This is a genomic window from Weizmannia sp. FSL W8-0676 (assembly GCF_038593015.1).
Taxonomy (GTDB): Bacteria; Bacillota; Bacilli; order Bacillales; family Bacillaceae_C; genus Weizmannia; species Weizmannia coagulans.
The window spans coordinates 2,245,329-2,271,085 of sequence record NZ_CP151954.1 but is presented as its reverse complement, the minus strand read 5'-3'; the positions used below and the strand labels follow the sequence as shown (position 1 = coordinate 2,271,085).

The following is a 25,757-nucleotide window of genomic DNA, read 5'->3' as shown; positions in this document are numbered from 1 at the left end:
ATTTGGGGAATGACATGCACTCGTGACTATGATATAATATTTTATTGCGTATAACAGGAAAAAACAATACTAGGAGTGTTTTCATGTCAAATTATGAAGCAGGAAATGTATACACCGGAAAAGTGACCGGAATTAAGCCGTTCGGCGCGTTTGTAGCGCTTGATGAAGAGACACAAGGTCTTGTCCATATTTCCGAAATTAAACACGGGTATGTCAAAGATATTCACGATTATGTCCACATCGGGGATGAAGTCAAAGTAAAAGTGTTGTCGGTAGACGAAGAAAGCGGCAAAATCAGTCTTTCCATGAAAGCAACGGAAGAAGCGCCGCATCAAGACACAAGGAAACCGCGCCGGCGCCAAGGTGCCGTGAAAGCCGCCGAAGAGTCCGGAGAAGGTTTCAACACGCTGCGCGATAAGTTAAAAGAATGGATTGAAAAATCAAAACGTGAAGATTTGATTAAAAAATAATCGGGCGATTCCGGGCATACAGATTGTCCGGATTTTTTTTATCCGAAAAACGCCGGGTCTGCGGGGGATAAATCCGGTGTATGGATCTCAGTTCCGCCGTGAGCTGGCTGCAAATCCCGCTTACGCCGCTGCCCAATTTAAAGTGCGATGCAAACCGCTTGTACGCGCAAGCCCGCCGGATGAATGGCGGGCGCCGCCGTTTCTATGCAGAATAGTTTCTTACCACGATTTGCCGGGTGAATCCGTCTGAAACCACGTGCCATGCTGCTATGCAGAATAGTTTGCCTAACGCGGGGAAATCTGCCCGCGTATTATTCTATATATAGCGGGATATAAATGGTCAATTCCGGTTCATCGCTTAAAGGTTCGTATGTTGCCGGATAATCTTCACGGTGCTCAAGCTGCCCCTGAAAGACGGTATAGCCGTTTTTCCTGATCCATTTATACAATTCGGCATACGCTTTTTGCACGCCTTTGCCTTTATATTTCGCAGCCGCAAATGTATACGAAGGAACAGTCAGGGCTGTCATGCCTTCCGGAACCGCTTCTATGTAGGCCACTTCGCGGACAAGGTAAAAGGAAAACAAGCCTTCATCATCCTGCGGGTGGTAGGAAAGCCCGGTCACAACACCGGGATCGGTGCAATGGCGGATTTCCCCCATTTTTTGCTTAAATTGATGGAAAAATCTTTTGATATCCCCGTTTGCCGCCTGCTCGAAGGTACCGGTCCATTTGCTCCCGACCGCGTTAAATGCGTGTTTCTGAACAATTTGAATTTCCAAGCTGCACACTTCCCCGCTCATCTTTATAGCTTCATTTTAAATGAAAAAAGAAGCGGGCGTAAAGGAAAAAAAGATAAAAAAACACAAAAAAGGCAGGCATGCTGCACTGCCTTTGCTACAATGAATACGGTTTCCCACGGCCGGATCACTTATCTCGTCGGTTTCGCCTGGGTAGAACGTTCCACTTCGGCATCCGGTTTGAAAAGCAGGCCGAGGTTAATCAGGCCGCAAATGCCGACAATGCCATAAATGACCCGGGAGATCGCGGAATTGTCCCCAAAAATGGCCGCTACCAGATCAAAGTTGAAAAAACCGATAAGGCCCCAGTTGATCGCGCCGATAATCGTGAAAATTAACGCAATTCTTTGTACAATGCTCATTTTTTTACCTCCTTGTTCAATGTACAGGAATAGCATGGCAAGAATCCGAAAACATTATGCATGCAGGAAATGTGAGAAATTCGTTACATTCCTTGCGAAAAGGGTAAAGATTCGATAAAGTGGAGATGGTAAATCGATAACAGGAGGATCTGGACAATGACGCATATTCAGTTTGATTATTCAAAAGCGCTCGCGTTTTTTAACGAACATGAAATTACATACTTAAGCGAACCGATTCGTTTGGCCCATAAGCTTTTACATGAAAAAACCGGTGTCGGCAATGATTTTACCGGCTGGCTGACATTACCAAAAGATTATGATAAAGAAGAATTCGCCCGTATCCAAAAAGCAGCGGCAAAAATCCAAAGTGATTCCGACGTGCTGCTTGTGATCGGCATCGGCGGTTCTTATCTCGGTGCCCGTGCCGCAATTGAAATGCTCAACCACAGCTTTATGAACGTGCTGCCGAAAGAAAAGCGCAAAAACCCGCAAATTTTCTTCGTCGGCAACAGCATCAGCTCCACCTATATGAAAGATTTAATGGACGTTCTGGACGGCAAAGATTTCTCCATCAATGTCATTTCCAAATCCGGAACAACGACAGAACCGGCGATTGCTTTCCGTATTTTCAACAAACTGCTCATTGAAAAATATGGCGAAAAAGAAGCAAAAGGCCGCGTCTATGCGACAACGGACCGCACAAAAGGGGCATTGAAAACGCTGGCTGATGCGGAAGGCTACGAAACATTCGTGATTCCGGATGATGTTGGCGGCCGTTACTCTGTTTTAACGCCTGTCGGTCTGCTTCCGATCGCAGTAAGCGGCGTTGATATCCAAGCGATGATGGACGGAGCAGCAAAGGCCGTTGATGATTTCTCAAACCCTGAAGTAGCGGAAAACATTGCCTATCAATATGCGGCTGTCCGCAATATTCTGTACCGCAAAGGCAAAACGATCGAAATGTTGATTAACTACGAACCGGGGCTGCAATATTTCTCCGAATGGTGGAAACAATTATTCGGCGAAAGTGAAGGGAAAGACCAAAAAGGCATCTATCCTTCTTCCGCAAACTTCTCGACCGACTTGCATTCCCTTGGCCAGTATGTCCAGGAAGGCCGCCGCGACTTGTTTGAAACGGTCGTAAAAGTAGAGCAGGCGCGCGAAGAACTGACAATTGAAAAAGAAGAAAACGATTTGGATGGTTTGAACTACCTGGCCGGCCGCACCGTTGACTTTGTGAATAACAAAGCATTTGAAGGCACATTGCTTGCCCATACAGACGGCGGCGTACCGAACCTGGTGGTCTCCATTCCGAAAACCGATGCATACACATTCGGCTACCTCGTTTACTTCTTTGAAAAAGCCTGTGCGGTAAGCGGCTATTTGAACGGCGTCAACCCGTTCGACCAGCCTGGTGTGGAAGCATATAAGAAAAACATGTTCGCACTCCTCGGCAAACCGGGCTATGAAGATTTGAAAGCAGAACTCGAAAAACGTTTGAAATAATGCAGAAAAAAAGCAGGGCAATGCCAGCCCTGCTTTTTTTCTTGGATAAGGCAAACGCAAGCCAAAACTTCCAGCTGATTCAGATGAAGCCGCTTCTCAAAACGAAGCAATCTTCGTAGTGCAGCATATCAGATGTAGCATAAGGTGCAAGCCGCTTTATAAAAATGCGCAATCTGCAAGGCACGGGATCAGCTGCTTTTCCAATTTGGCCGTCCACTGCTGAACATCCGCCTGCACCGGTTCTCGGTTATTTTATCGCCAATTCGCTGGAAAATTTTCCTGGCAAACTTTTGAATGGTTACTTGCCTTTTTCCAAAACGACAAATAAATGTTCTTCATCCGTAATGGTATAATCCAAGGGCGGATTGATCATGGTGTCATCCCTCGATTGGATGCCGATTAAAATTTTTCGCTCTTTCTGCAGCTGCCGGCTCAAATCTTTTACCGTCAAATTCCGCCACTTCGGCTTCACCGGAATAAAGTCAAGATGGTTTTTTTCCTGCTGGTTCAATAACGACAAAAGCGTATCGGACATCCCGTTTGAAATCAGGCTGTTCAGCATGACAAAGCTTGCCTGTGTATTTGCCTGGATCACTTCATCCGCGCCCGCCCGCTTGGCATTTACTACCTGGTCGGCTGTCTGGATTTCCACAATACAATATGCATCCGGGTTCAAGCCTTTGACAGCAAGCAGTGTCAGGATTGCGCCCATGTCTGCTTCCGTCTCCGTTTTATGCTGGTCGGACGTGATCAGCACTGCCTTCGCCGCCCGGACATTTGCTTTTTTCAGCGTCTCGTCCTGATACGGCTTTCCTTTTATAAAATACACATTATCATAAGGATAAGGGTTGGATTCAAGTGTTTCATCCACCAATACAATGGGCTGCCGCTCTTTTAATTCCATGAGCTGCCCGATTACTTTTCTGGCGCGTTCGTTCCAGCCGATAATGACCATTTGTTTTCCTCCCGTAAACGCCGCTTTTCCTTCCAAAAAAGCGTTTTGCCGTTTAGCCGTTGCACCGGCCAGCGCCACGAAATAAGCAGACAGAATGCCGGCACCCGATAAAATGAGGATGATGCCGATCACCCGGCCCGCAAAAGTGACCGGGTACAAATCCCCGTAACCGACTGTTGCTGTCGTGATGACTGCCCACCAAACACCATCAAACACCGTCGGGAAAGTTTTCGGTTCGACAAAATGGATGGCCAGCCCGAATACAAAGATCACAGCAAGGGCCAGGTTCAATATCCGGACAATGATCGGCCAGCGTAAAAAACGGTAATAAAAGAAATGAAACATACCGTCCACTTCCTTTTTTGGTATCTTCATTAGTATTCCCCGGCCGCAATGCGAAAAAACAAGGCGGCAAACGGGAAACTATTTTTTAAAAAAATAGTTGCACAATCATTTTTTGCATTGTATAATAACATTGTCGCTGATGAAAAACGGTGATCATGACAAAACGGGGCATTAGCTCAGTTGGGAGAGCGCTACATTCGCATTGTAGAGGTCGGCGGTTCGAATCCGCTATGCTCCATTCCCAACTTTATATCACGGGGCATTAGCTCAGCTGGGAGAGCGCTTGCATGGCATGCAAGAGGTCAGCGGTTCGAACCCGCTATGCTCCATCACACAAAACGTCCACCCTGTTACAGGTTTGGGCGTTTTTTCGTATATGCGCCCCTGAGGAAAAATAAAATTAACCCCTGTGAAACTGTCCCGTTATAGCCCCCAATCCGACAAAGCTTGAGGTCCGGGACCCAAAGCTGCTTCCCCGGCTGCCAAATCCTTTTTTATCATGATCCTGCTTTGCCTCACATATATTTTTACCAAATCCCTGAAGTAAGGAGGTGCGGCCTTGCTTGTCCTTAACGGAAGTGATGTCCTCAAATCGGCCTCCATGCAGGAAATGGTTGCAGCTGTAGAAGAAGCATACCGCATCTATGAAGAAAACGGTTATCAAATGCCGCTGCGCACGCATTTTACCATCCGGAACCACTCCGTCCTTTTTATGCCGTGCAGCACAAATGAGGCAGCCGGCGCAAAAATCGTCTCGGTTTTCCCGGGCAACAAGGACCGGCCGGTGACACAGGGCGCTGTCATTTTGGTTGACAGCAGGAATGGATCCATGAAAACGCTTATGGACGGCACGGTTTTAACCGGGCTCCGGACCGGGGCAATCGGCGGGGCGGCGGCAAAATATCTTGCGCCTGGCGATGCCAAAACGGCCGGGCTTATCGGCACGGGTTATCAGGGGCTGTATCAGCTTGCCGGCGTTTGCACCGCACGCAACATCGAAAACATTTTTTTATTCAACCGGACACCTTCCCACATTCCCCCATTTATTCGCCGGTTCAAAACGCTCATTCCAAATATCCCGGTCCATACAGCCAAATCCGCCCGCGAACTTGCCGAAAACGCCGATATCCTCATTACGGCAACATCATCTGCCACACCTGTACTGCCGGAAGAAGACCTTTACGACGGAAAGCTTGTCATTGGCATCGGTTCATACCAGCCGCATATGCGCGAATTTCCTGATGCGCTTTTGAAAGACTTGAAATCGATATATATCGACTCGCACGATGCCGCAAAGGAAAGTGGGGATGTGGACAGCCGGCTTGAAACCATTCCGTTTTCCAAAATTGTCACGCAAAAAGTAAAGCCGGATCCAAACACGCTACAGGTTTTTAAATCAACGGGCATGGCCCTGTTTGACCTGGTGGCTGCAGAAACGGTTTACGAAAAAGCCATACAGCTCGGGATCGGGCAAATGCTCGATTTTTAAAGGGGGAACAGCGCATGGAAAAATATTTGAATTACATTGACGGCGAGTGGTGCAAACCGTCAACGGGAAAATTTGCCCCGGTTGTAAATCCTGCAAACAGGAAAACATTGGGCGAAGTGGCGCAGTCCGAAGCACCGGACCTTGACCGCGCCGTCCAGGCTGCCAAAAGCGCGCAAAGCATGTGGCGGCTCGTTCCGGCACCTGAGCGCGCAAACTATTTATACAAAGTCGGAGAACTGTTAAAACAAAGAAAAGAACAGATCGCGCGCACGCTTACAAGCGAAATGGGCAAGGTGATCGATGAAGCGCGCGGGGAAGTGCAGGAAGCGATCGACATGGCCTTTTACATGGCAGGGGAAGGGAGACGCCAATTCGGTGATATCGTGCCATCTGAGCTGCAAAATAAATTTGCAATGAGCATCCGTGTGCCGGTTGGCGTTGCCGGGCTGATCACGCCGTGGAATTTTCCGATCGCCATTGCTTCCTGGAAATCACTGCCGGCGCTTGTAACGGGGAATGCGGTGATTTGGAAGCCAGCTACGGAAACGCCGGCCACAGCATGCGCATTTGTAAAAATTTATGAAGAAGCGGGACTCCCAAAAGGGCTTGTCAATCTTGTCCACGGCTCCGGTTCCGTGATTGGCGGAGCGATGGTGGAACATCCGGGCATCGGCCTCATCTCTTTTACCGGCTCGAATGAAGTCGGGCGTAAAATCAATGAACGGGCAGGCGGCCTTCTGAAACGGACTTCGCTTGAAATGGGCGGGAAGAACGCAGTGATTGTCATGGACGATGCGGATCTTGATCTAGCGGTGGACGGCATCCTTTGGGGTGCATTTGGCACGAGCGGGCAAAGATGCACGGCTACAAGCCGGGTCATTGTCCATGAAAAGATCAAAGATGCACTAGAAGAAAAGCTGATCCGGCGAACGGCGGAATTGAAAATCGGCGACGGCCTCGATGAAACGGTGGCAGTCGGCCCGGTTATCAATGTAGAAGCGCTCGACCGCATCCACCAGTATGTTGAAACCGGCAAAAAAGAAGGGGCAAGGCTGCTTACAGGCGGGCGCATTTTGCCGGGAAAAGGATATTACTATGCGCCGACCGTTTTTACGGATGTCAGCCCGGAAATGGTCATTGCACAGGAAGAAATTTTCGGCCCGGTTGTTTCGATCATTCCGGTAGCAGGCCTTGAAGAAGCGATTGCCGTTAACAACAGCGTCACTTTTGGGCTGTCGAGCGGCATTTTTACAAAAGATGTGAATAAAGCTTTTCAGGCGATGCGTGATTTGGATACCGGGATTGTCTACATCAATGCCGGGACGACGGGGGCTGAAATCCATCTCCCGTTCGGCGGGACAAAAGGAACGGGCAACGGGCACCGCGACTCGGGGCCGGCAGCGCTTGATGTATACACGGAATGGAAAGCCGTGTATGTCGATTTCAGCGGGAAACTGCAGCGCGCCCAGATCGACAATCATTAAAGGGGGGATGGGATGAAAAACAAGGCGGATGTGATCATTGTTGGCGGCGGGATTATCGGTTCGAGTGTGGCGTACCATTTGCTCGCGGACGGGTTTACCGGCAGGATCATTGTGTTTGAAAAGGACCCCTCCTATGCATATGCGTCAACCCCGCGGAGCGCAGGCGGCATCCGGCAGCTTTTTACAACGGGGATTAATATTAAAATGAGCCGGTACAGCCTTAAAGCCTATCAAAATTTCACCCGTAACATGGCCATCGGGAACGAAACTTTTGAAATCGATTTGAAACAGCGCGGATACTTATTTCTAGCGGCAGAAAAAATGAGGCCGCTTTTTGAAAAGCAGTTAAAGCTCCAGCACCAAAACGGCGTCTTATCTGAATGGCTTGGGAAAACAGAGCTTGTGGCGCTCATTCCCGAATTAATCACGCGTGATCTTGCAGGCGGACTGTACTGTGCGGAAAGCGGGTATTTGGACCCGTACACGGCGATGCAAGGGTTTATAAAAAATGCGAAACATCTCGGCGCGGAATATATTTATGAAGAAGCGGACTGCTTTTTGGCGGAAGAGGGCCGGATAAAAGGCGTGCGGCTCAAAGATGGCCGGGCGTTTTTTGCGCCTGTTGTCGTGAACTGTGCGGGCGCCTGGGCTTCCGGATTGAGCAGCAAAGCCGGATTGCCGCTTCCGGTTATACCGGTACCGCGGCGGATTTTTATGTTTGATGTGGAAAAACCGCTTGCAAAACCGTTGCCGCTGACGATGGATCCGACTGGTGTCTATTTCCGGCACGAGGGGCGCAAAATCATTGCCGGATACGGGGAAGAGGAAAAGCCGGCGATCGACTTCAGCTGGAAGCGGTCCGAATTTGAAGAGCAGATTTGGCCTGTTCTTGCGCAGCGCATCCCGAATTTTGAAAAGGTAAAAGTCGAACGCGGCTGGGCCGGCCTTTATGACTACAATACTGCCGACCATAATGCCATCATCGGCGAGCATCCGGAAATGAAAGGGTATTTTGCCGCGTTCGGGTTCAGCGGGCACGGTATGCAGCAGGCGCCGGCCGTCGGAAAGGGGCTGTCGGAGCTGATCCGGACCGGAAAGTATGAAACCATTGATCTTACACCGCTCCGGGTCGAACGGTTTGCGGAAAACGACCTTGTTACAGAAGATGCCATTTATTAAAAGGGCATCTTCTGTTTTTGCCAAATTTTCCAAACCACATGTTATAGTTATAATAACGGAGAGGGAGGGAATACAATGGAGAAACATTACGATGTTATTGTCGTTGGTGCCGGTTCAATGGGAATGGCAGCCGGTTATTTTCTGGCAAGCCAAGGTGTAAAAACGCTTTTGCTGGATGCTTTTGACCCGCCGCATACATCCGGCAGCCACCACGGCGAAACGAGAATCATCCGCCATGCCTAAGGGGAAGGGCGGGATTACGTGCCGCTCGTGTTGCGGGCGCAAACGCTTTGGGATGAACTGGAAAAGGCCTCCGGAGAAAAGATTTTTGCCAAAACCGGCGTCCTCAGTTTCAGCCCGGAGGATCATGCGGCCTTTTTAAACGAAGCAGTCGAAAGCGCAAATACATACAACCTCCCGATTGAAACGATGGCCGGCGTGGAAGTGGAAAAACGCTGGCCCGGCATTTCGCTTCCCGCGGGCTACCGTGCCATTTATGAACCGGATGCCGGCGTCCTGTTTCCGGAAAACTGCATCCGCGCCTGCCGTAAACTGGCGGAAGCAAAGGGTGCGCGCCTGCTTGCCAATACCCAGGTTACAGATCTGAAAACCGACGGCCGGACTGTCACTGTTGTAACAGAAAGCGGCACATTCACCGCTGAAAAATGCATTGTCAGCGGCGGTGCGTGGAACGGGAAACTGCTTGAAAACTTAGGGCTCAATTTGCCGCTTCAGCCGGTCCGGAAAACGGTCGGCTGGTTTGAAGCGGACGAAGCGCTGTTCAATGCAGATGTGTTTCCGGCTTTTACAATGGACGGATACGAAGGAACATACTACGGTTTTCCAAGTTTTAATGGAAGCGGCGTGAAAGTCGGGCGCCATGACGGCGGGCAGGCGGCAGACCCTGATACAATGAACCGGGAATTTGGCGCATACCGTGAAGACGAAGGAGATATCCGGGCCTTTTTGAAAACATACATGCGGGGGGCAGCCGGCCGCTTAAAAAAGGGAAAAGTATGCTTGTACACCAATACGCCGGATGAACATTTCATCATCGATACCCATCCTGTATATCCCAATGTGGCCATAGCCGCAGGATTTTCAGGACACGGCTTTAAATTTGCAAGCAGTGTCGGAGAGATGCTCAGCCAAATGGTGTTAAAAGAAAATGCCGAAAGCCCATTGCCGCTTTTTTCAATTAACCGGGTGGCTCTTGCATGATCATCATCGCAGCGTACACAGCCGGACAGAAAAAAATAGTTTTTTTCATGAAGGAGGAAAAATGTTTTTATCGTATCCGATTTTATCCGCTTTACTTGGAATGCTTGTAGCACAAATCATAAAAGTGCCCATTCATTTCATCACATCAGGGAAATTTGACTGGAGAATGGCGTTCAGTACAGGCGGAATGCCCAGTTCGCATACCTCGATGGTCATTGCCCTTACAACGGCGATCGGGCTGACTTCCGGATTCGGTTCCAATGCCTTTGCCATCAGCATCGTGTTTTCATCCATTGTCATTTACGATGCCACCGGTGTGCGCAGGCAGGCCGGCTTCCATGCAGAAGTGCTGAACCGCCTGCTCGCCGACTTTAACCGCCTCATGGAGACAATGAAAGATCCGGAGACAACAAATGCGGAATCCCGGCAGAAACTGAAAGAACTTTTAGGGCATAAACCGGCAGAAGTATTTTTCGGGATCATTACGGGCATCCTCACTGCCGTGTTGGCATTCATATTTTATCCGTTTTAAAATCGCAAAAAAAGAAAGGCGGCGAAAAGAGACAACGCCATTAAAAAAGTGATTTTGTATTACCGTGCATACAACATATAGAATGCAAAAAGACGTTGAAACACAAATAGCAGGAGTGTGTCAACGTCTTTTTTATTTTTGCAGTGCTTTTTCAGTGGCTTCAAAGAGACAACGCCGCCTTTTAAATTGGGCTTGGAAAGGATGCCAAACATGATTTTAGGAAAAGCTCTGCGCACCTTCAACATGCGGATGGCCGGGGCCGGATGCGTCAATAAACGTTATCCCCGCAGCAGCGATTCCGTCCCGTCGATATAGATGTCTGTGCCGCTAATATGGCTGGAATCGTCCGATGCAAGGAACAAAACGAGATCGGCAACTTGTTCCGGTTTTCCCGGCCCTTCGGAAAGCGGCTGGTCGCCCTCCGGAAATTCAACCGGAATTTGCACTTTCTCGAGCGCTTCCGTACGGTTCGTGTTTTGCTCGATTTTTGTTTCAATCGCCCCCGGGCAAACAGCATTGACCCGGATTTTATAGCGGGCAAGTTCCAAAGCGGCCATTTTCATAAATGCTACCTGCCCTGCTTTTGAACTGCTGTAGGCGGACATGCCGATGTTGGAAAAAATGCGGTTGCCGTTGATCGAGCTTGTGATGATAATGCTGCCGCCGCTATTTTTCATATGCGGGATTGCATATTTTGTCAGGAGAAAAGTCCCTTTTAAATTGGTCGACAACGTTTGATCCCAGTCATCCGGGGACAAATCTTCAATCGGTGTCACTGTCCCGTTAATGCCGGCATTGGAGAACACGATATCCAGCCGGTCCCATTCCCTGACTGTCTTGTCAACAGCCGTTTTCACCTGTTCCGGATCAGCGACGTCGACTTCCAAAGCCATTGCCTCCCCGCCATTTTGTTCAATCCGTCTTTTCACCTCATCCGCCCGTTCCTGTTCAATATCCATTACGCAAACTTTTGCGCCTTCTGCAGCCAGTTTCAAAGCGGACGCTTCCCCGATGCCGGAACCGCCGCCGGTTATAATCGCTACTTTATCTTTCAATCTCATCTTCACTTACTCCTCTCCGATGGAATACGACAGTAGTTTACCCGTTCTTCAACTGTTTGTAACAAACAGTTGAAGAACGTTGTTGAAAAAGAGAAGCCGGGGACCATTCGATTGGGTGTTTTCCCGGGGCAAATGGGCACGCGCTGCCGTTTATGAATAAGACATTAGCGTTCGGAAAAACAGCCGTTTCCATGCACTGGAGCAATATCACCTCATATTGATTGTACGGATTTTTACGATATAATCAATATATACGAAATTTTTCCGCACAAAGTGAGGTGAATGGATACGGCCAAGCAAAACAAAGCTTTTAAGTTTCGTTTGTTACCAAACAAAGAACAATCCGCATTATTAGCTAAGACATTTGGTTGTGTTCGCTTTGTCTACAATAAGATGTTAGCTGAACGCAAAGAAACGTATGAAAAGTTCAAGGATGATAAAGTCCGGCCTGCAAGTAAGAACAGATGATGAATCCGAAATTTTCAATGAAAACTGCCGGATTTTTTTTCATACATGTTAAAATAGAAGGTGTATTTAGTTGAAAACAAGGCAGGTGTCCGTTTTGTTTCCTTTTTTCCATCGAAAAAGAAAGGAAGAGCATATTTTTGCGCCAATGGGAGGAGAGGTGACGCCGATTGAGGATGTGCCCGATCCCATCTTTTCCAAAAAAATGATTGGAGACGGCGTGGCAATCAGGCCGTTAGAGGGGCGTGCCGTTTCCCCGTTTGACGGCGAGGTGATCCAAGTATTTCCGACAAAGCATGCAATCGGGTTGCGCGGGGAATCAGGGCTGGAAATTCTGATTCATATCGGACTGGAAACGGCTTCGCTTGAAGGAAAGGGTTTTGAAACGATTGTGCAGGCGGGGGACACAGTTAAAAAAGGCGATCCGTTAATTCGCTTTAATCTGGAATTTATCAAAGCCAATGCAGCGGATACGATTACAGCGATCATCATTACAAACGGAGAGCTTGTAAAATCGCTCGAAAAAAGCACCGGGGTTGAGGCGGTTGCCGGGCAGACGGAAATCATGCGGGCTTGTCTGTGAAACCAAAAAACAGGCTCGAAGCAAGCGGCGGGGAAGGTGGTGCAAGCCGGGGTGCCCTGCGCCGCAAAAAGAAAAAACAGGCTTGTGCAAGCCTGCTTCTTACTTGTATGGTTCGCATGCGTATCCGTCCTTGTCGCCGTCCATATAGGAGCGATAAGCAGGGTTTGAACGCGGCACGCCGTTTGGATATTTTTTGCGCAGTTCTGTACAGTTTTGGAAACCACTGCTCCCGTTGCTGGAACGGCTCTCCCCGCCGGAAGCACTGGATGCGGAACTGCCTTTTTCGCACCCGTTAAAACCGCGGTCTGTTGCATACCCGGGTTGCGACCAGACCCTGAGCTTTTCGTTTTTAGCCCGCTGTTCGGCTTTTTTGAAAGTGCCCAAATATTGATAGGGCGGTTCATACACATAGGCCACGCGCGCGTACCCTTCTTTCAGCAGCTTTTCCTGCACGGACTTGCCGTTTACGAATACATAAGCGAGGAGCCGCCCGTATTTGTCGCGTTTTGCCCCGTGATCAAATTCGATCGTCAGTTTGCCGCTTGAAACGAGCTGCTTGTTCCGGTAATAGGCCGCTTTTGCATACGGCTGTACGCACATATCCGGTTTTTTTGATTCCGGCGTGTCAACGAGCAAATAGCGGACCGTCTCTTCTTTTCCATGATAATAAATTTTAATCGTGTCCCCATCGGTAACACCGGCAAGTTTAACAGCAATTTGCTTGCCTGCCGTTTGCCGGTTTTCTCCCGGCCCGGTATTTGTTTGTTGCGCTGTTTTTGGTTCTGTGCCCGTTTTTGTGCTGTTTTGATGCAGCCCGCACCCTGCAACGGCGAGCATCATAGCCAAAAAGAGCGTGAACCAGCCTGCTGTTTTTGTCTTCATTTCCCCTTCTCCTTGCTTTTAAAAAATGTAGCGCCCTTATTTTACCATTTCAAGCGGGTTTCTTTAAGCCATCCATTTGACAATAATACCACCTGGGGTATATGATGGGGATTGTAACCGAACTACGGGCAGGAGGTCATCCGTATAAATGTATATTGTTTTGCTCGTTCTTGCGCTCATTCTCACGAAAACCGGCTATACACGTTACGTTCCTGTTCGCGGTACCGTGCGGGCGGATTTAAGAAAAGATGTGATTGAAAATAAAGTGGTGGTCGATGTGAGGGATTACCAGCATGCCGGAAGCGGTACCGGGGATGCCATTGTGATTCCGACGGCTTATTTAAAGCGGTTTTCCGGCGAAATTCCAAAAGGCAGTCTTCACCTCATTGCTTCCAGCCGGCTTGAAGCCAATTTCAGCATCCGTTTATTACGCAGAAAAGGATTTCATATTCATTCTTATACTATCTTGGAACCGGGGAGGGAAAAAGGTGGAATACGATGCGCAAATCAAAAACCGTGTCAAAAGAATCGAAGGGCAATTGCGGGGAGTACTGCGGATGATGGAAGAAAAGGACAACTGCAAAGCGGTCATTGCCCAATTGTCTGCCGCCCGGACGGCAATTGACCGCACGATCGGCGTCATTGTCAGCACCAATCTGGTGGAATGTGTGAAAAATGCCGAACAAAACGGGGAAGACGCGGGAAGCCTTGTAAAAGAAGCGGTCAACCTGCTTGTGAAAAGCCGCTGACATCGGCTTTTCCGCAAAACCATCGCTGGCAAGGCCTGCACTTTTCGAAAAAGAGGGGATTTTGTTTTACGAGGGAGGAATTTTGATGAAAGAAATTTCTGCGAAGGAAGTCGAGGAAAAACTGAACAAGGGTGAAAAACTCAATATTATCGATGTGCGCGAAACGGAGGAAGTGGCGGAAGGGAAAATTCCGGGCGCGCTGCATATTCCGCTCGGTTTGCTGGGATTCCGCCTAGAGGATCTTGACCGTTCCAAAGACTATATTGTCGTTTGCCATTCCGGCGGGCGGAGCTATATGGCATGCCAGTTTCTCGAAAGCCAGGGTTTTGATGTCACAAACCTGGAAGGCGGCATGATGGCCTGGACCGGTGAAACGGAATGAAAAATTTTCCTCTTGATCTTGCGGTGCATAAAGCGTTGTATAAGAGTACAAGCTGCATTGTACGTAATATTAATAAAGTTTTAACGTCTTTCCGAAAGAAGTCTCCCATCCTCAAGGAAAGAAGTCTCCCATCCTCAAGGAATGTGAAGGTGCGAATAGCACCAATGAGTAGGTGGGAGATGAATTTCGTAACAAAACTCTTGGAACAAGAGGGTTAGCTCGGTCAGTTTTCGTTGGCTAGTAAAAGCAACGATAAGTCGAGAAGCCCCCACTTCAATCAAACCGTAAGGTTGATAAGTGGAGGGTAGTTCACACTGTTATAGGGAGTTTAACATTATTGCGGGAATGCCGAGCCTTTTGCCGTTTGGCAGGGAGGATGGCAGGAACGCTTTTGCGGACACCCACTTTGAGGAGTGTGGTTCTAAAACTTTCTTAGTTTAATTACGGCAACTGCGGCACATACATAATTTGTTAAACCCCGTCCTTCTTAGAAGGGCGGGGTTTTCCCATTCAAGAACCGGATATTCCAAGCAAACCGGAGGCATTACCTGAGCCTGTTATCCTTGCGCCCCGGATGCAGTGCCCGGTCCATTTTTTTCACGTTTATCTGCGCTCGGTATTACGGGGTGTATAATAAAACTAACAATGTTTTGACATGCAGGAGTGGGAAAATGTGAACCAAATGAAATACATTGAGCCTGCCGTGATGTTTTTTACCATGATCGTCTATGTCGCTATAGCCGTACTGATTGGCGTTGTGGCCGGGACCACGGTCGGTTTGTTTTTGAAAGCTTTAAATTTTTTGAGCGGAAAAACAGGTGCGCTGCCCGTGCCTTATAAGATGCTGCTGCTTCCGGTCGGCGGCCTGTTGAATGGCCTGTTGCTGTATAAAATGAAACCAGGGGCGCCTTCTGCCATTGCTGCTGTGCACTCGGAAGGGGAACCGCCCTTTGACAGAAGCTTCCCGGTCAAGTATCTGGCGGCCCTCATTACACTTGTATCCGGCGGTTCGGCTGGAAAATTCGGGCCGAGCGCTCACTTTGCCGGTTCGCTTGCCACATGGATCGGGAAAGTTTTTCATATTCAGCCGTTTCTTCGGGCCCAGCTGATCGTATGCGGAATCAGTGCTGCTTTTGCCAGCCTGTTTGGCGCGCCCGTTGCAGCAGCCGTGTTTGGTTTGGAAGTACTGGCTATCGGGTCAATCCGGCACCAGTTTCTTTTCCCTTCGGCGGTTTCCGGCATAGCTGCTTTTGAAGTCAATAAAAGGCTGTTGCATACGCCTTATGAATATTTCACCATCCATGCCATGCCGTCTTTTTCTGTTCTGCTGCTTTTAAAAGTGGCTGCCCTTGGCATGATTTGCGGCCTGGCTGGATGGCTGTTTGTTGAATCTATTGAGCAGGGGGGCCGCTTATTTTCGGTTGTCCGGGAAAAATTGCATCTTCCTCCCTTCCTGATGCCCTGTGTTGGGGGTATGCTCATTGCTGCCGCATTATTCATTTTTCCCGCCGACTTTTTGGGGCTGAGCTTGCCGCTTTTGGACAAAGCTATGCACGGGGGCCATGTCGGCTTTTTCGCATTTCTGTGGAAAATCCTGTTTGTGGCGGTTACGCTTGGTTCCGGCTTTTACGGAGGAACATTCACCCCACAGCTCGTCATCGGGTCTGCCGCCGGAAATGCATTTGCCGCTTTGCTCGGGATAAATCCTGTATTAGGGGCGGCTGCGGGCATGCTGGCGGTGGTTTCGGCTGCATCCAATACGCCGGTTTCCGCTGTGCTGCTTGGATATGAGCTGTACGGTCATGTTACGGGGATGTATATGTTGGCCGCCTGTATCGCCGGGTATTTGATCATCGGGCACCGCAGCGTTTATCGCGACCAGCTTGTGTACGATCCAAAGTCTTTATGGGTGCAGCTGGAGCCGGGGGTCGAACTGAGGAAAGAATCCATCCGACTTTCAAGCGGCACTGCAAATCAGACAGGACGGTTCCATCTTCCGTGGTAGTGGGAAAAGCCGTTTATGATCAGGCTTATGTTAAGCAATCTTATTAAAAACGCATTGATCTTAGCATAGGGCCGCTCTGCGGAAAGGAAGCTGGTCAAAAGATGCGCCTATCTTAACGTAGGGGCGTTCTATGTAAAGGAAGGCCGCCCAAAAGTGTACTTATCTTAACGTAGAGGCGTTCTAAGTAAAGGAAGGCCTTCAAATTTTGCGTCTATCTTAACGTAGAGCCGCTCTAAGTAAAGGAAGACCATCAAAAAACGTATCAACTTTAACATAGGGCCGCTCTATATAAAGGAAGCCTGCCAAGTTTTCCGCCGTTCTGCACAGAGGAAGCGTGCTATATATTTACGCAAGATGCCCTAGAAAAGAAAGGCCGCTGAAATGCGCGTCTTCTTAACAGATTCTGCGTAAAAGAAGCGTGCCAAAATCGCGCCAATCTTAACGTTGGGCAGTTTTGCGTAAAAGAACTTCGCGGACCGGCTGATCTTTTGCAAGAAGCGTTCAAAAACCGTTGAGGATCGTCTCAACGGTTTTTGCGGCAGCCTTCTCGCTTTACTCGGTTTCCCCGAGTCCGGTGACTTTGTTCATCACATTTTGAATGGTATCAGCCAGACCTTCTTCCTCTTCGCTGCTGGCATTTTGCGACTGGACATTTCCTTCGAGCTGGTTATTGTACGAGTAAGTATTGGATTTGTAACTTTTTTCTTCTTCCATTTTTATCACCTCCCAAACATAGGGTGTGTTAATCGGAAGTTTTTAAACCAATCTAAGGCTTCCCCTTTTGGAATTCCATCCGGACAAGCAGCAAGAAGTTAACACGCATATAACGGGTGAAGAAAAACGTGGCTTTTCATCGCCACTGGAATTTTAATCATAAATGCTGGCTTATTAACAAATTGTGGACGGAATGCGTTAGCAACGGGCAACTCACACCAAAAATCACCCGGCTGAAAATGAAAAAACCTTGATGCATCCGCGATACATCAAGGTTTTTAGAGTCGGGAAGACAGGATTTGAACCTGCGACCCCTACGTCCCGAACGTAGTGCTCTACCAAGCTGAGCTACTTCCCGATTATTTTATTTTTGCTTGCCAGCTCCTTAGCTCTTGCTGACAAATATTATTCTACGACAATAAATTTCGTTTGTCAAAGCCTTTTTTTATTTTGTATGTGTCAAGTTTTTCTCGACAAGGTTTAAATATCGGGTATTCCAAGACACTCTTTTTGTACACTTTCGGCTACCGTGCTTTACTTGCTCGGTGTAATTTTCGGAAAAGATGTAATATTTCCGTATAAAGATGGATAACGGGGATGTTGAGGCGCGCGAAATTCACTCGCTTTCCGCGGGCGGCCGGCGAGCCTCCTCGCTCGTACCTCGCTGCGGGGTCTCTCCTGGCTCGCTTTTCCCGCAGGAGTCTCGTAAATTTCGCGCGCCTCAACGATCAGTCCCCACTGAGCCAAGCTTAAAACGAAAGCTCTAATATTTTGCTTAAATGTCCCATTGCCGATGAACTGCTTGAATGCAGGGCAACTGATCCGTGCTTTACGCCCACTGACGGGCGTACAGGCTGCTTGAGTAGTTGAGACATCCTGATTAATTGTTTCAAGTTCCGTTGCTTTCTCTCGCTTCTTGAACGGTGTTTCAGATAGACTTCTCTCAATGTCCCATTGAGTATGCCTTGTTTGATTTTCACCATGGCTTCTGCGCCAAGTTCACTCCAATGCATGCCCCTTTTTTTCATCCTGAAGGAGATATGCCTTTGATTCGATTCCATCGCTCCTAGGCCTCTCGCACCTTCCGGCACGTTTTTCACCCTGTCTCTCCAGTCAAAAATGCGGTCCCAGTTTTTCAAGATATACGAACGGAATTCCTTGATTTTCTTGAGAGCCTTTTTATCCGTCAAGGTGCTTTCGTGCGTATCCAAATATAACGTGAATTGGTCCAGGTCATGCGTTCTAATCGCTTTTCTAATTTGCTCCTTGATCTCGCTCTTTCCGCCCCCAAATGTCCTTATGATGGCTTGTGCAACGTGGTAGGTATCCAGCTGGTTGAGCACCGGAAATTCCGACTGTGAGAAAGCTGTTTGAAACCGTTCAGCTGTGTATCCCGCACCTCCATCACTGTTTGTAATGACATGCGTTTTTTCGAGGGAGTAGGTGTTGGCAGCTGTGGCTTGGACTTCATCCCAAAATGTCTGGATGGCTTCCGTTGTCATGATGACTGTGGGCTGACGCAGGGAGACCCTTTTACCATTGGTTTGCCATCCCTCATAGAGAATGGCGTGGTGGACTTCCATACTCTGTTTCTTTTTTAGTCCCCGAACGAATACACCATCTGCTTCAGAAAACAGGTAGTCTACCTTCTTCCCCTCAGGCAGGGAAACAGCTATTTCTAGCTCTTCTACAAGTGCCTTATCGGCTTCCGCCTGAGTTTTCCCTACGTGTTTTACCATGTTCCCTACAGTTGTGTGACTAAGACTCACTGCTGTCCACTCTTTTAAAATATCAGCTACTTCCCGATAGGTGTTCTCACTTGCCAACTCTGCCACCTTTAATTCCACTAACGGGCTGTATCGTTGGTATGGTAAAAGCCCTAACCATTCATCCAGAGGATAATGTGAATTCCCTTTCTGGTCATGCATTAGTGAACGTTTAAAGGTCACATTTCCAAATAAAAACTGAATGCTTCTGTTATCACTCCGGCAGTACTTCCAGCCATCCTCCAGCTTTTTCTGCTTAATTGTTTTATCTAACGTCTCAAATATTTCCCCAACCCATTGCGTAAAGGCATTCTGGATCAGAATTTTAACTTGTTCTTCAAATTCAATAAGACTTTTTGTATCCTTTAATAATCTAGCAATTATTGATATAATATCCATAGGAAGACCTCTTTCTAAATGTATTCGCCCACAAGCGTACATTTAAATGATAGAGCGTCTTCCCATTTTTTTCCACTCATCTGCCCTTCGAGTAAAATTTTACACATACTTTTATTTTTTTAAAAGAAATTTTTTCCGGCCTGGTTTCGGGCCGGCAGCCATTCCTTTTTCAACTGGAAAATAAGAAGGTTTTGCCGCTTGGGAAAAGCTTAAAGGTTTTTTTAGGGGGAATATCATCGGGAATCACCGCCGCCGGTATGATGTCGATTCCCGTATTTTCCAGCGAAGCCAGCATTGTTTCTTCACTCGGCATTTCTTTATGTTTGATGACGCGGTCCAGTAAAATTCATGCAGCTAACGCCGGGCAATCCGGAAACTGAAAGGCCATAAAAAATCACGCATCGTGCTTTTAAAATGACCTTCATTTTCATCACCTTCAGCTTTATCATTCGCCATGAGTGGGTTGTGCTGCCTTTTACAAACAGGCAGGGGGAAAGGCGGGAGGGTTCAGGAATAAGGGAAGGTGCTTAAGTGGAACGTTTTTTCAAAAATTCTAAGGGAATAAAAACAAAAAAACGGCCATAGCAGGGATAAGCACGCTATTCGCGTTTCACTCTGTCGAAATTTGACTGCAGCAAGATGTAGAATAAAATGATCAAACAATTAAGATTTTGTAGAGTATGGTAAAATTGTGGATATTCGTGTATACTGAATCATATATGTTTGACAGTTTTTGCGGATGATGTCGGAAGATGGCAGCAAATGAAAAATACGGTGAGCCTTTGAGCAGGGGAGAGAGATATGCGCGGCAGGAAATTAAATTTCAAGGGAAAAGTTGTGTCGGCGCTCTTATTTACGTTGATTGTTGTTGTTTTGGCCGGACTCGTTGGCAAAGGGGAAAAGATGTCAGCGAAAGACAAAGGAAAAGATGCGCATGCTGTATCACTGCGCACTTTATCTTTTTCGCCTGCGCCAATGACAGTGTTTGCGGGTTCTCCTTTGTACAAATCGATGATCGGGCAACAGCGGCAGAAAAAAGAAGCGGAGAGACAGAAAGAAGTGGCGAAGCAAAACGAGAAAGATTTGAAAGAAAATGCCATTTACTTAACATTTGATGACGGCCCGTCGAGTGCGGCCAACCAGTTATTGGATCTGTTGGAAGCTTATCAGATGAAAGCGACCTTTTTCATGCTCGGGCCAAGAATAAAAGAGCATCCGGCAGTCGTAAAACGCATGTACAAAAATGGAAACGGGCTTGCCTTGCACGGGATCACACATAAAGCAAGAGCGATCTACAGCAATACATCCGCGCCATTACACGAAATGGCTGAGGATCAAAGAATATTGGAAAACGTCACGGGTGTAAAATCTTATATGGTACGCCTCCCGTATGGAAGTATTCCGTATTTAACAGATGAAATGCGCGATTTATTGGATAAAAATGGGTTCCATATTTGGGATTGGAATGTGGACAGCAGCGACTGGGAGTTAAAAGATGCACGGTATGTCCAATATACGATTCAGCAAATCCGGCAAAAAAAACAGGCGGGGGAAACGCCGGTCATCCTTTTGCATGACAAACCGGAAACCGTTAAATATTTGCCGAAGTTACTAAAGTTTATCAAGAAGCAGGGCTATAAAACAAAAGTACTGACCAATGAAACGCCCGCGGTAACGTTTCCGTGCGAAGGCCGCTGTCATCCAATCCGCCATCCAGTTGAAACGGGGAGAAGATGAGGGTGAAAAGATTTATTGTATTCGGAATGATGTTGCCGGGGCTTCTTTTGCTTCTTGCCGGCTGCCATTCAGACAAAAAACAAGCGGACAGCATATACGAAAAATTAAAGAAATCCGCATCCTATGAAAAAGATTTTGTCGCGAACCAGGAGAAGCTGGACCAATATAAAGAAAAAGTGGCGTCCATTTATGCTGATTTAAACCAACTTGAACTGAATGACGAAAACCGCCCGGAAGTGAAGCGAAAATTAAAAACGGCGGACAGCTATACCGAAAAGCAGTGGAAAGAGCTGAGGAAATCCAAAAAGAATTTCCAAAAGGCATATGAACAATCGACATCCATAAAAGAAAATGTGGAAAAAATTAAAGACGGCGGGCAGCGGAAACAGGCGCAGAAGCTGCTTACCATCATGGATGAGCGCAAAAAATATATGAACACTTTTTTTGGTGATTATAAAAAACAATTGGCATTACAAGGCAACTTTTATAAAAATCTGGAGAAGTTCAGCCCGGACGAGTTAGATAATCAAATAAAAAAAATAAATGAATACAATGGGGAAATGGAACAAACGATTCGCCAATTCAACCAGGATACGAAACGGTATAACCGCGAAAAAGACAAGTATTTTAAAAAAGCAGGGCTTTATTAAATTGGGCCTCTTTTTTTGGGACAGGAAAACGGCTGGAAAATTGGGTGATACGATGAGATTGGCAACCCGGTCAGGCGTAATGCCATATTGCTCATACAGTGCCGTCATGCCTTGTGATGTATTTTTATCCGTGATCGTTTCCAGCAATTCCGTGTTAATGGTCGCCGGATAAATTGTCGCAGTCCGGATGTTGGTCCCTTCCTGTGCGGATTCCATGCGCAATACTTCCATTAAATCGCGTACCGCCCATTTCGTTGCGCCGTAAACTGCCCCGCCCGGGTAAGCTTTAAGCCCGGCTACGGAAGAAGTTGTAATGATATGCCCTGATTTTTGCGCGATAAACGTTGGCAATACTGCCGCAATCCCGTTTAAAACCCCTTTAATGTTAATGCCGATCATGCTGTTCCATTCGTCCGTTTTTAATGCGGAAAGCATAATGCCGGCGTTCAGGAAAATCACATCTACACCGCCGAAAGCATCTTTGGCAAGCCGGACAGGCTCCCGGGAATCTTCCGGTTTGGTCACATCTGTTACCCGGTAAACCGCCTGGTCGCCATTCGATTTGATGAAACCCTATTCAGATGTATTTGAAAGCCATATTGAAAACAGCGTTGAGTCCTGGAGTAAGCCGTGAAACTACCGTATTCACGCAATATTTTTCTTGTGTAAACAGTAAAATGCACAATTTCTGCACAAATGCCGGGTATCTTTAAAAGAAAGGATAAGCGACAAGGGGGACGTAAGATCATGAAAAAAGTATTAGCAGGCATTTTTTCTCTCGCAATTCTCTTTTCTTTAGGGGCATGCGGCAACAGTGAAACAAAATCTGCGGATAGCAAAAGCGCGGATTCCCATTCACACATGGAAATGAATCATTCCGGCTCGAGCGAAGTACCAAAAGGAATGAAAAAAGAAAGCAACCCAAAATATAAAACAGGCAGCCAGGTTGTCATCCACGCTGAACATATGGAAGGGATGAATGGCGCGAAAGCAACTGTAAAAGCTGCATACGCCACAACCGTTTATGCGGTGAATTATAAGCCCGTAACAGGCGGAGCCGAAGTAAAAAACCATAAATGGGTTGTTCAGGAAGAAATTAAAGGGGCGGGGAATAAAGCGTTAAAGCCAGGAACAAAAGTGACATTGGAAGCAAATCATATGGAAGGCATGAAAGGGGCATCTGCTGAAATTGTTTCGTCAAAGAAAACAACAGTCTATATGGTGGATTACACGCCGGCGAATGGCGGAGAAAAGGTAACCAATCATAAATGGGTAACAGAAGATGAACTTTCCGCCAAGTAATTTTAAATAGGATTAAAAGGGGCTCTTCAGGCAGCCCCTTTTTTGCCGTGTTCAACGTTAAATTTCATTTTTCACCATACCCACTTATATCCAACGCCCCAAACCGTCTGCAAATGGCTGTCAACCGGGAATCCCGCATTTCTTAATTTATCCCGTACATTGCGGATATGAGAGTCAATGGTCCGGTCTTCTGTTTCCACTTCATATCCCCAGATAGAAGTTAATAATTGCTCGCGGGAGAAAACCTGATTCGGATGCTGCAGAAACAGCCCAAGCATCGCAAACTCTTTCGGTGTCACGCTGACAGGCTGATTCTGGCAGAATACTTGAAAAGATACCGGATCCCATTTTAATCCGTTTTTTTCAATGGTTTCATTCTGATTTTGGTTGGAACGCCGTAAGACTGCATCAATTCTGGCGAGAAGTTCTTTTTCGTCAAAAGGTTTGGATATATAATCATCAGCACCGATTTTCAGCCCTTTGACAACATCCGGTTTATCTGTACGCGCCGTTAGCATGATCACCGGCACCTGGCTCATTTTCCGGATCTGTCTGCAAACTTCCCAGCCGTCCGTTTCCGGCATCATGATATCCAGAAGAATAAGATCGTAAGTTTCCTCCTGAATATACCTGATTGCCTCCGGTCCCCGTGTTACCTTGTCGCAGGCATATCCTGCCGGTTCCAAATACAACGCAAGCAAATCCAGCATCCTTTCTTCATCATCTACGAGCAGCAGCTTCTTCAATGATATCTCCTCCTTGAAACCGGATTTCCATAGTGGTCCCAATACCTTCCCGGCTGTCAGCGTGAATATGCCAATTGTGAGCCTCTACAATTTCTTTTACAATCGCAAGGCCTAACCCCGTACCGCCGAAAGACCTTGATCTGGACTTATCAACCCGGTAAAATCTTTCAAAAATATAGGGAAGATCCTCTTCGGGTATCCCTTTTCCATGATCCTGCACAATGAGTTTCCATGCTCCATCTGCTTTTTTTACGGTAAGAAAGATATTCGTATGTGGCTCTGAATATTTATAAGCGTTATCCAGCAGGTTGATGACGACTTGTTCAAAACGGACCGGGTCTGCAATCAGCTGGATGGAAGGATGACACTTCACTGTCAGGATGATCCTTTTGTTTTGGAAAGCCGGACTTAATTTATGTTCAATTTGCTTTAGCATTTGAAACAGCGGGAAGTTTTGCTTTTGGATTTGAAATGAATTCCGGTCCATTTTCGCCAAATCAAACAGATTTTGAATCATATCTGACAATTTCGCGGCTTCTTCATAAATAATATTTAAATAGGTTTCGTTATCCGCACAGTTGTTTTTCCGCGCAATATCTGCATAACCTTTGATGTAAGTTAATGGCGTGCGGAGTTCATGAGAAATGGAAGCCAAAAATTCGCTTCTTTCCTCGCGAAGATGGTTCCATTCGCGGGCCAACGTGCGGATCGATTCAGCAAGCTGTCCGAGTTCATCTTTACTGTAAACCGGGATTTCAACAGATAAGTCACCTTTCGCAATTTTCTTTGTCGCTACTTTCATATTAATCAGCGGCCTCGCCAGAATGCGGGATAAAAGGATGATCAAAATCAGCGTAATGCCGAATGCGAGAAGGCCGGCGATCCAGAAGTGGTGGTTCATTTGTGAGATCAGCTGCTGAACTTGTTTTGTATCCTTAAACATGTAGACATAGCCGTTTTTAAACGGGCTGACGGATGCAATGTACTTTTCATCTTCCCAATGCTTTTCTATGATTTTTCCCTTGTGTGTGATTTTGCCAACGGGCTTTGAAATGATGTTTCGCATTCCCCGGTCGAGCGGGCGTGAAGCAATGATGGATTTTTTATTGCCATTTAATACAATCACGATGAGATCGGATTTGGATTCCATTACAGCAACACGGTGGATGGAATACGGGTCATTGTATTGTTCCAGCACATCCCGGTGGCTGTTGCTTCTCACTAAAAGCGAATTGAATTCATCTTTTACACGCTCTTTGACTATATTTTGGTGCAAAAAGTAAATCACGAATCCTTCCAAATCAATCATAATCACAAAGAAAATCAAGCCAATTTTAAAAGAAATATGATTTAAATGCTTCAGCTTCGTCACCCCCGCCCGTTTGGAATTCTCTGCAAAAAATTAACTTGCTTTTGAGGATGTGTTGACCCGGACATAGGTTTGCCCGTCTTTTCCCGGTATGACAGTCACTTTTTCCCCAATATTATAGCACCGGTAATATTTCATATTATGTGGCGTAATCACCTTCATCACGCTTCCATCCGCCAACTTGATTTTCGATTTACAGCGGCTCACGCCTTTGATGTCCGCAGTGCAGTCTGTATCCGTCAGTACTTTTCCGGTTGTTTTTGTGCCGAGCTTTCCGGATACTAAGTTGACAGCATAGAGATTATTTTTGCCGTTTTGCTGGACGTTGATTTTGGCTTCCACTTGTTTTTCGCTCAGCCCGGGGTCTTTGTTAGGGCTGGCATCTTTCCCCTGGCTGGTTTTGCTTTGGCAGCTTGCAAGAATGAGTATGCAACTCAAAATGGCTGCCAATCCTGCCAATCTTTTGCTCATGCTTTTCATCTCCTGTAACTTTATAATTTGCCGTCTGCAAAAAATGATCAAAGATAGTATAAATCATAAATTTGAAGAAAGTATGCATATTCGTGTGCTTTTATAAAAGATATAAGGGGTTGTGAACAAAACG

Annotated in this window: 25 protein-coding genes, 3 tRNA genes and 3 pseudogenes; 18 read left to right on the top strand and 13 right to left on the bottom strand. The window is 47.1% G+C overall.

Features of this window, described 5'->3' with window-relative positions:
• Positions 1 to 83: 83 nt before the first annotated feature.
• Both yugI and NST20_RS11260 read left to right on the top strand, forming a co-directional pair.
• Positions 84 to 470 carry a S1 domain-containing post-transcriptional regulator GSP13 gene (gene yugI, locus NST20_RS11265; protein WP_013860098.1) on the top strand — a complete coding sequence of 129 codons (387 nt, stop codon included), beginning with the start codon at positions 84 to 86 and terminating at the stop codon, positions 468 to 470.
• An 80-nt stretch (positions 471 to 550) separates the two neighbouring features.
• Positions 551 to 685 carry a hypothetical protein gene (locus NST20_RS11260; protein WP_268870877.1) on the top strand — a complete coding sequence of 45 codons (135 nt, stop codon included), beginning with the start codon at positions 551 to 553 and terminating at the stop codon, positions 683 to 685.
• Between the two features lie 96 nt (positions 686 to 781).
• Here NST20_RS11260 and NST20_RS11255 read toward each other — a convergent pair whose 3' ends face one another.
• A complete protein-coding gene (locus NST20_RS11255; protein ID WP_258432705.1) occupies positions 782 to 1,261 on the bottom strand; it encodes a GyrI-like domain-containing protein in 480 nt (159 codons plus the stop codon).
• A gap of 140 nt (positions 1,262 to 1,401) precedes the next feature.
• Positions 1,402 to 1,632 carry a DUF378 domain-containing protein gene (locus NST20_RS11250; protein ID WP_014097577.1) on the bottom strand — a complete coding sequence of 77 codons (231 nt, stop codon included), beginning with the start codon at positions 1,630 to 1,632 and terminating at the stop codon, positions 1,402 to 1,404.
• A 156-nt stretch (positions 1,633 to 1,788) separates the two neighbouring features.
• Here NST20_RS11250 and NST20_RS11245 point away from each other — a divergent pair, with 156 nt between their 5' ends.
• On the top strand, positions 1,789 to 3,138 hold the full coding sequence (locus NST20_RS11245; RefSeq protein WP_342399450.1) for a glucose-6-phosphate isomerase: 1,350 nt from the start codon (positions 1,789 to 1,791) through the stop codon (positions 3,136 to 3,138).
• Positions 3,139 to 3,436: 298 nt separating this feature from the next.
• Here NST20_RS11245 and NST20_RS11240 read toward each other — a convergent pair whose 3' ends face one another.
• Entirely contained in the window at positions 3,437 to 4,438 is a 1,002-nt protein-coding gene (locus NST20_RS11240) for an NAD-binding protein (protein ID WP_327077387.1), read from the bottom strand.
• A gap of 165 nt (positions 4,439 to 4,603) precedes the next feature.
• Between NST20_RS11240 and NST20_RS11235 the strand changes: the two genes are divergently transcribed.
• The 7 genes and pseudogenes from NST20_RS11235 (at position 4,604) to NST20_RS11205 (ending at position 10,343) form a co-directional block, all read left to right on the top strand.
• Positions 4,604 to 4,676, top strand: a tRNA-Ala gene (locus NST20_RS11235).
• Between the two features lie 18 nt (positions 4,677 to 4,694).
• Positions 4,695 to 4,767 (top strand) — tRNA-Ala (locus tag NST20_RS11230).
• Between the two features lie 230 nt (positions 4,768 to 4,997).
• Positions 4,998 to 5,927 (top strand): ornithine cyclodeaminase family protein, encoded by a 930-nt coding sequence (locus NST20_RS11225; protein ID WP_342399449.1) that lies wholly within the window; start codon positions 4,998 to 5,000, stop codon positions 5,925 to 5,927.
• Positions 5,928 to 5,941: 14 nt separating this feature from the next.
• A complete protein-coding gene (locus NST20_RS11220) occupies positions 5,942 to 7,411 on the top strand; it encodes an aldehyde dehydrogenase family protein (RefSeq protein WP_342399448.1) in 1,470 nt (489 codons plus the stop codon).
• A gap of 12 nt (positions 7,412 to 7,423) precedes the next feature.
• The gene (locus NST20_RS11215) at positions 7,424 to 8,590 is read left to right on the top strand and encodes an FAD-binding oxidoreductase (RefSeq protein WP_118499129.1); all 1,167 of its coding nucleotides are present in this window, start codon (positions 7,424 to 7,426) and stop codon (positions 8,588 to 8,590) included.
• Positions 8,591 to 8,665: 75 nt separating this feature from the next.
• Positions 8,666 to 9,811, top strand: a pseudogene (gene solA, locus NST20_RS11210) (N-methyl-L-tryptophan oxidase).
• Positions 9,812 to 9,872: 61 nt separating this feature from the next.
• A complete protein-coding gene (locus NST20_RS11205; protein WP_017554802.1) occupies positions 9,873 to 10,343 on the top strand; it encodes a divergent PAP2 family protein in 471 nt (156 codons plus the stop codon).
• Positions 10,344 to 10,621: 278 nt separating this feature from the next.
• Here NST20_RS11205 and NST20_RS11200 read toward each other — a convergent pair whose 3' ends face one another.
• Positions 10,622 to 11,404, bottom strand: coding sequence for an SDR family NAD(P)-dependent oxidoreductase (locus tag NST20_RS11200; RefSeq protein ID WP_161655088.1), 783 nt, complete (start codon positions 11,402 to 11,404; stop codon positions 10,622 to 10,624).
• Positions 11,405 to 11,686: 282 nt separating this feature from the next.
• On the opposite strand from NST20_RS11200, the pseudogene NST20_RS11195 reads away from it, so the two are divergent.
• Positions 11,687 to 11,845 (top strand): annotated as a pseudogene (locus NST20_RS11195) (helix-turn-helix domain-containing protein); the annotation flags it as partial.
• 97 nt (positions 11,846 to 11,942) lie between these two features.
• On the top strand, positions 11,943 to 12,452 hold the full coding sequence (locus tag NST20_RS11190; RefSeq protein ID WP_019721441.1) for a PTS glucose transporter subunit IIA: 510 nt from the start codon (positions 11,943 to 11,945) through the stop codon (positions 12,450 to 12,452).
• A gap of 99 nt (positions 12,453 to 12,551) precedes the next feature.
• Here NST20_RS11190 and NST20_RS11185 read toward each other — a convergent pair whose 3' ends face one another.
• The gene (locus NST20_RS11185; RefSeq protein WP_342399447.1) at positions 12,552 to 13,334 is read right to left on the bottom strand and encodes a thermonuclease family protein; all 783 of its coding nucleotides are present in this window, start codon (positions 13,332 to 13,334) and stop codon (positions 12,552 to 12,554) included.
• Between the two features lie 488 nt (positions 13,335 to 13,822).
• On the opposite strand from NST20_RS11185, the gene NST20_RS11180 reads away from it, so the two are divergent.
• The 3 genes from NST20_RS11180 (at position 13,823) to NST20_RS11170 (ending at position 16,470) form a co-directional block, all read left to right on the top strand.
• Positions 13,823 to 14,083 (top strand): metal-sensitive transcriptional regulator, encoded by a 261-nt coding sequence (locus NST20_RS11180; protein WP_029143019.1) that lies wholly within the window; start codon positions 13,823 to 13,825, stop codon positions 14,081 to 14,083.
• 85 nt (positions 14,084 to 14,168) lie between these two features.
• Positions 14,169 to 14,465, top strand: coding sequence for a rhodanese-like domain-containing protein (locus NST20_RS11175; RefSeq protein WP_029143018.1), 297 nt, complete (start codon positions 14,169 to 14,171; stop codon positions 14,463 to 14,465).
• Between the two features lie 682 nt (positions 14,466 to 15,147).
• Complete coding sequence (locus tag NST20_RS11170; RefSeq protein ID WP_342400421.1) at positions 15,148 to 16,470, top strand: chloride channel protein; 1,323 nt, start codon at positions 15,148 to 15,150, stop codon at positions 16,468 to 16,470.
• A 552-nt stretch (positions 16,471 to 17,022) separates the two neighbouring features.
• Here the strand turns inward: NST20_RS11170 and NST20_RS11165 are convergent.
• The 4 genes from NST20_RS11165 to NST20_RS11150 all read right to left on the bottom strand — a co-directional run bounded on the left by NST20_RS11165 (position 17,023) and on the right by NST20_RS11150 (position 19,644).
• Positions 17,023 to 17,184: a hypothetical protein gene (locus tag NST20_RS11165; RefSeq protein WP_328013491.1), complete on the bottom strand. Its 162-nt coding sequence runs from the start codon at positions 17,182 to 17,184 to the stop codon at positions 17,023 to 17,025.
• A gap of 284 nt (positions 17,185 to 17,468) precedes the next feature.
• Positions 17,469 to 17,542, bottom strand: a tRNA-Pro gene (locus NST20_RS11160).
• A gap of 391 nt (positions 17,543 to 17,933) precedes the next feature.
• Positions 17,934 to 19,349: an ISLre2 family transposase gene (locus NST20_RS11155; RefSeq protein WP_342399446.1), complete on the bottom strand. Its 1,416-nt coding sequence runs from the start codon at positions 19,347 to 19,349 to the stop codon at positions 17,934 to 17,936.
• A gap of 169 nt (positions 19,350 to 19,518) precedes the next feature.
• Complete coding sequence (locus NST20_RS11150) at positions 19,519 to 19,644, bottom strand: hypothetical protein (RefSeq protein ID WP_326242809.1); 126 nt, start codon at positions 19,642 to 19,644, stop codon at positions 19,519 to 19,521.
• Between the two features lie 506 nt (positions 19,645 to 20,150).
• On the opposite strand from NST20_RS11150, the gene NST20_RS11145 reads away from it, so the two are divergent.
• Together NST20_RS11145 and NST20_RS11140 are read left to right on the top strand one after the other, a co-directional pair.
• Positions 20,151 to 21,086: a polysaccharide deacetylase family protein gene (locus NST20_RS11145; RefSeq protein ID WP_118499305.1), complete on the top strand. Its 936-nt coding sequence runs from the start codon at positions 20,151 to 20,153 to the stop codon at positions 21,084 to 21,086.
• A complete protein-coding gene (locus NST20_RS11140) occupies positions 21,083 to 21,736 on the top strand; it encodes a YkyA family protein (protein ID WP_342399445.1) in 654 nt (217 codons plus the stop codon). The genes NST20_RS11145 and NST20_RS11140 overlap by 4 nt, the downstream gene beginning before the upstream one ends.
• A 51-nt stretch (positions 21,737 to 21,787) precedes the next feature.
• Here the strand turns inward: NST20_RS11140 and NST20_RS11135 are convergent.
• Positions 21,788 to 22,303 (bottom strand): annotated as a pseudogene (locus tag NST20_RS11135) (SDR family oxidoreductase); the annotation flags it as partial.
• 180 nt (positions 22,304 to 22,483) lie between these two features.
• Between NST20_RS11135 and NST20_RS11130 the strand changes: the two are divergent.
• Entirely contained in the window at positions 22,484 to 23,038 is a 555-nt protein-coding gene (locus NST20_RS11130; RefSeq protein ID WP_342399444.1) for a YdhK family protein, read from the top strand.
• 71 nt (positions 23,039 to 23,109) lie between these two features.
• On the opposite strand, the gene NST20_RS11125 is transcribed toward NST20_RS11130, so the two are convergent.
• Genes NST20_RS11125 through NST20_RS11115 form a run of 3 tightly spaced genes read right to left on the bottom strand, consistent with a single transcriptional unit; the run spans position 23,110 to position 25,624 of the window.
• Complete coding sequence (locus NST20_RS11125) at positions 23,110 to 23,784, bottom strand: response regulator transcription factor (RefSeq protein WP_017554156.1); 675 nt, start codon at positions 23,782 to 23,784, stop codon at positions 23,110 to 23,112.
• Positions 23,759 to 25,156: a HAMP domain-containing sensor histidine kinase gene (locus NST20_RS11120; RefSeq protein WP_342399443.1), complete on the bottom strand. Its 1,398-nt coding sequence runs from the start codon at positions 25,154 to 25,156 to the stop codon at positions 23,759 to 23,761. The genes NST20_RS11125 and NST20_RS11120 overlap by 26 nt, the downstream gene beginning before the upstream one ends.
• A gap of 30 nt (positions 25,157 to 25,186) precedes the next feature.
• Positions 25,187 to 25,624 carry a hypothetical protein gene (locus tag NST20_RS11115; protein WP_013860062.1) on the bottom strand — a complete coding sequence of 146 codons (438 nt, stop codon included), beginning with the start codon at positions 25,622 to 25,624 and terminating at the stop codon, positions 25,187 to 25,189.
• Positions 25,625 to 25,757: the final 133 nt, after the last annotated feature.

Excerpts from the sequence above, each read along its gene's own strand:
- NST20_RS11240 (WP_327077387.1), bottom strand. The coding sequence starts at position 4,438 with ATGTTTCATTTCTTTTATTACCGTTTTTTACGCTGGCCGATCATTGTC.
- NST20_RS11200 (WP_161655088.1), bottom strand. The coding sequence starts at position 11,404 with ATGAGATTGAAAGATAAAGTAGCGATTATAACCGGCGGCGGTTCCGGC.
- NST20_RS11130 (WP_342399444.1), top strand. The coding sequence starts at position 22,484 with ATGAAAAAAGTATTAGCAGGCATTTTTTCTCTCGCAATTCTCTTTTCT.
- NST20_RS11140 (WP_342399445.1), top strand. The coding sequence starts at position 21,083 with ATGAGGGTGAAAAGATTTATTGTATTCGGAATGATGTTGCCGGGGCTT.
- NST20_RS11170 (WP_342400421.1), top strand. The coding sequence starts at position 15,148 with ATGAAATACATTGAGCCTGCCGTGATGTTTTTTACCATGATCGTCTAT.
- NST20_RS11150 (WP_326242809.1), bottom strand. The coding sequence starts at position 19,644 with ATGCTGGCTTCGCTGGAAAATACGGGAATCGACATCATACCGGCGGCG.
- NST20_RS11205 (WP_017554802.1), top strand. The coding sequence starts at position 9,873 with ATGTTTTTATCGTATCCGATTTTATCCGCTTTACTTGGAATGCTTGTA.
- NST20_RS11260 (WP_268870877.1), top strand. The coding sequence starts at position 551 with ATGGATCTCAGTTCCGCCGTGAGCTGGCTGCAAATCCCGCTTACGCCG.
- NST20_RS11155 (WP_342399446.1), bottom strand. The coding sequence starts at position 19,349 with ATGGATATTATATCAATAATTGCTAGATTATTAAAGGATACAAAAAGT.
- NST20_RS11145 (WP_118499305.1), top strand. The coding sequence starts at position 20,151 with ATGCGCGGCAGGAAATTAAATTTCAAGGGAAAAGTTGTGTCGGCGCTC.
- NST20_RS11115 (WP_013860062.1), bottom strand. The coding sequence starts at position 25,624 with ATGAGCAAAAGATTGGCAGGATTGGCAGCCATTTTGAGTTGCATACTC.
- NST20_RS11185 (WP_342399447.1), bottom strand. The coding sequence starts at position 13,334 with ATGAAGACAAAAACAGCAGGCTGGTTCACGCTCTTTTTGGCTATGATG.
- NST20_RS11220 (WP_342399448.1), top strand. The coding sequence starts at position 5,942 with ATGGAAAAATATTTGAATTACATTGACGGCGAGTGGTGCAAACCGTCA.
- yugI (WP_013860098.1), top strand. The coding sequence starts at position 84 with ATGTCAAATTATGAAGCAGGAAATGTATACACCGGAAAAGTGACCGGA.
- NST20_RS11245 (WP_342399450.1), top strand. The coding sequence starts at position 1,789 with ATGACGCATATTCAGTTTGATTATTCAAAAGCGCTCGCGTTTTTTAAC.
- NST20_RS11175 (WP_029143018.1), top strand. The coding sequence starts at position 14,169 with ATGAAAGAAATTTCTGCGAAGGAAGTCGAGGAAAAACTGAACAAGGGT.
- NST20_RS11165 (WP_328013491.1), bottom strand. The coding sequence starts at position 17,184 with ATGGAAGAAGAAAAAAGTTACAAATCCAATACTTACTCGTACAATAAC.
- NST20_RS11250 (WP_014097577.1), bottom strand. The coding sequence starts at position 1,632 with ATGAGCATTGTACAAAGAATTGCGTTAATTTTCACGATTATCGGCGCG.
- NST20_RS11215 (WP_118499129.1), top strand. The coding sequence starts at position 7,424 with ATGAAAAACAAGGCGGATGTGATCATTGTTGGCGGCGGGATTATCGGT.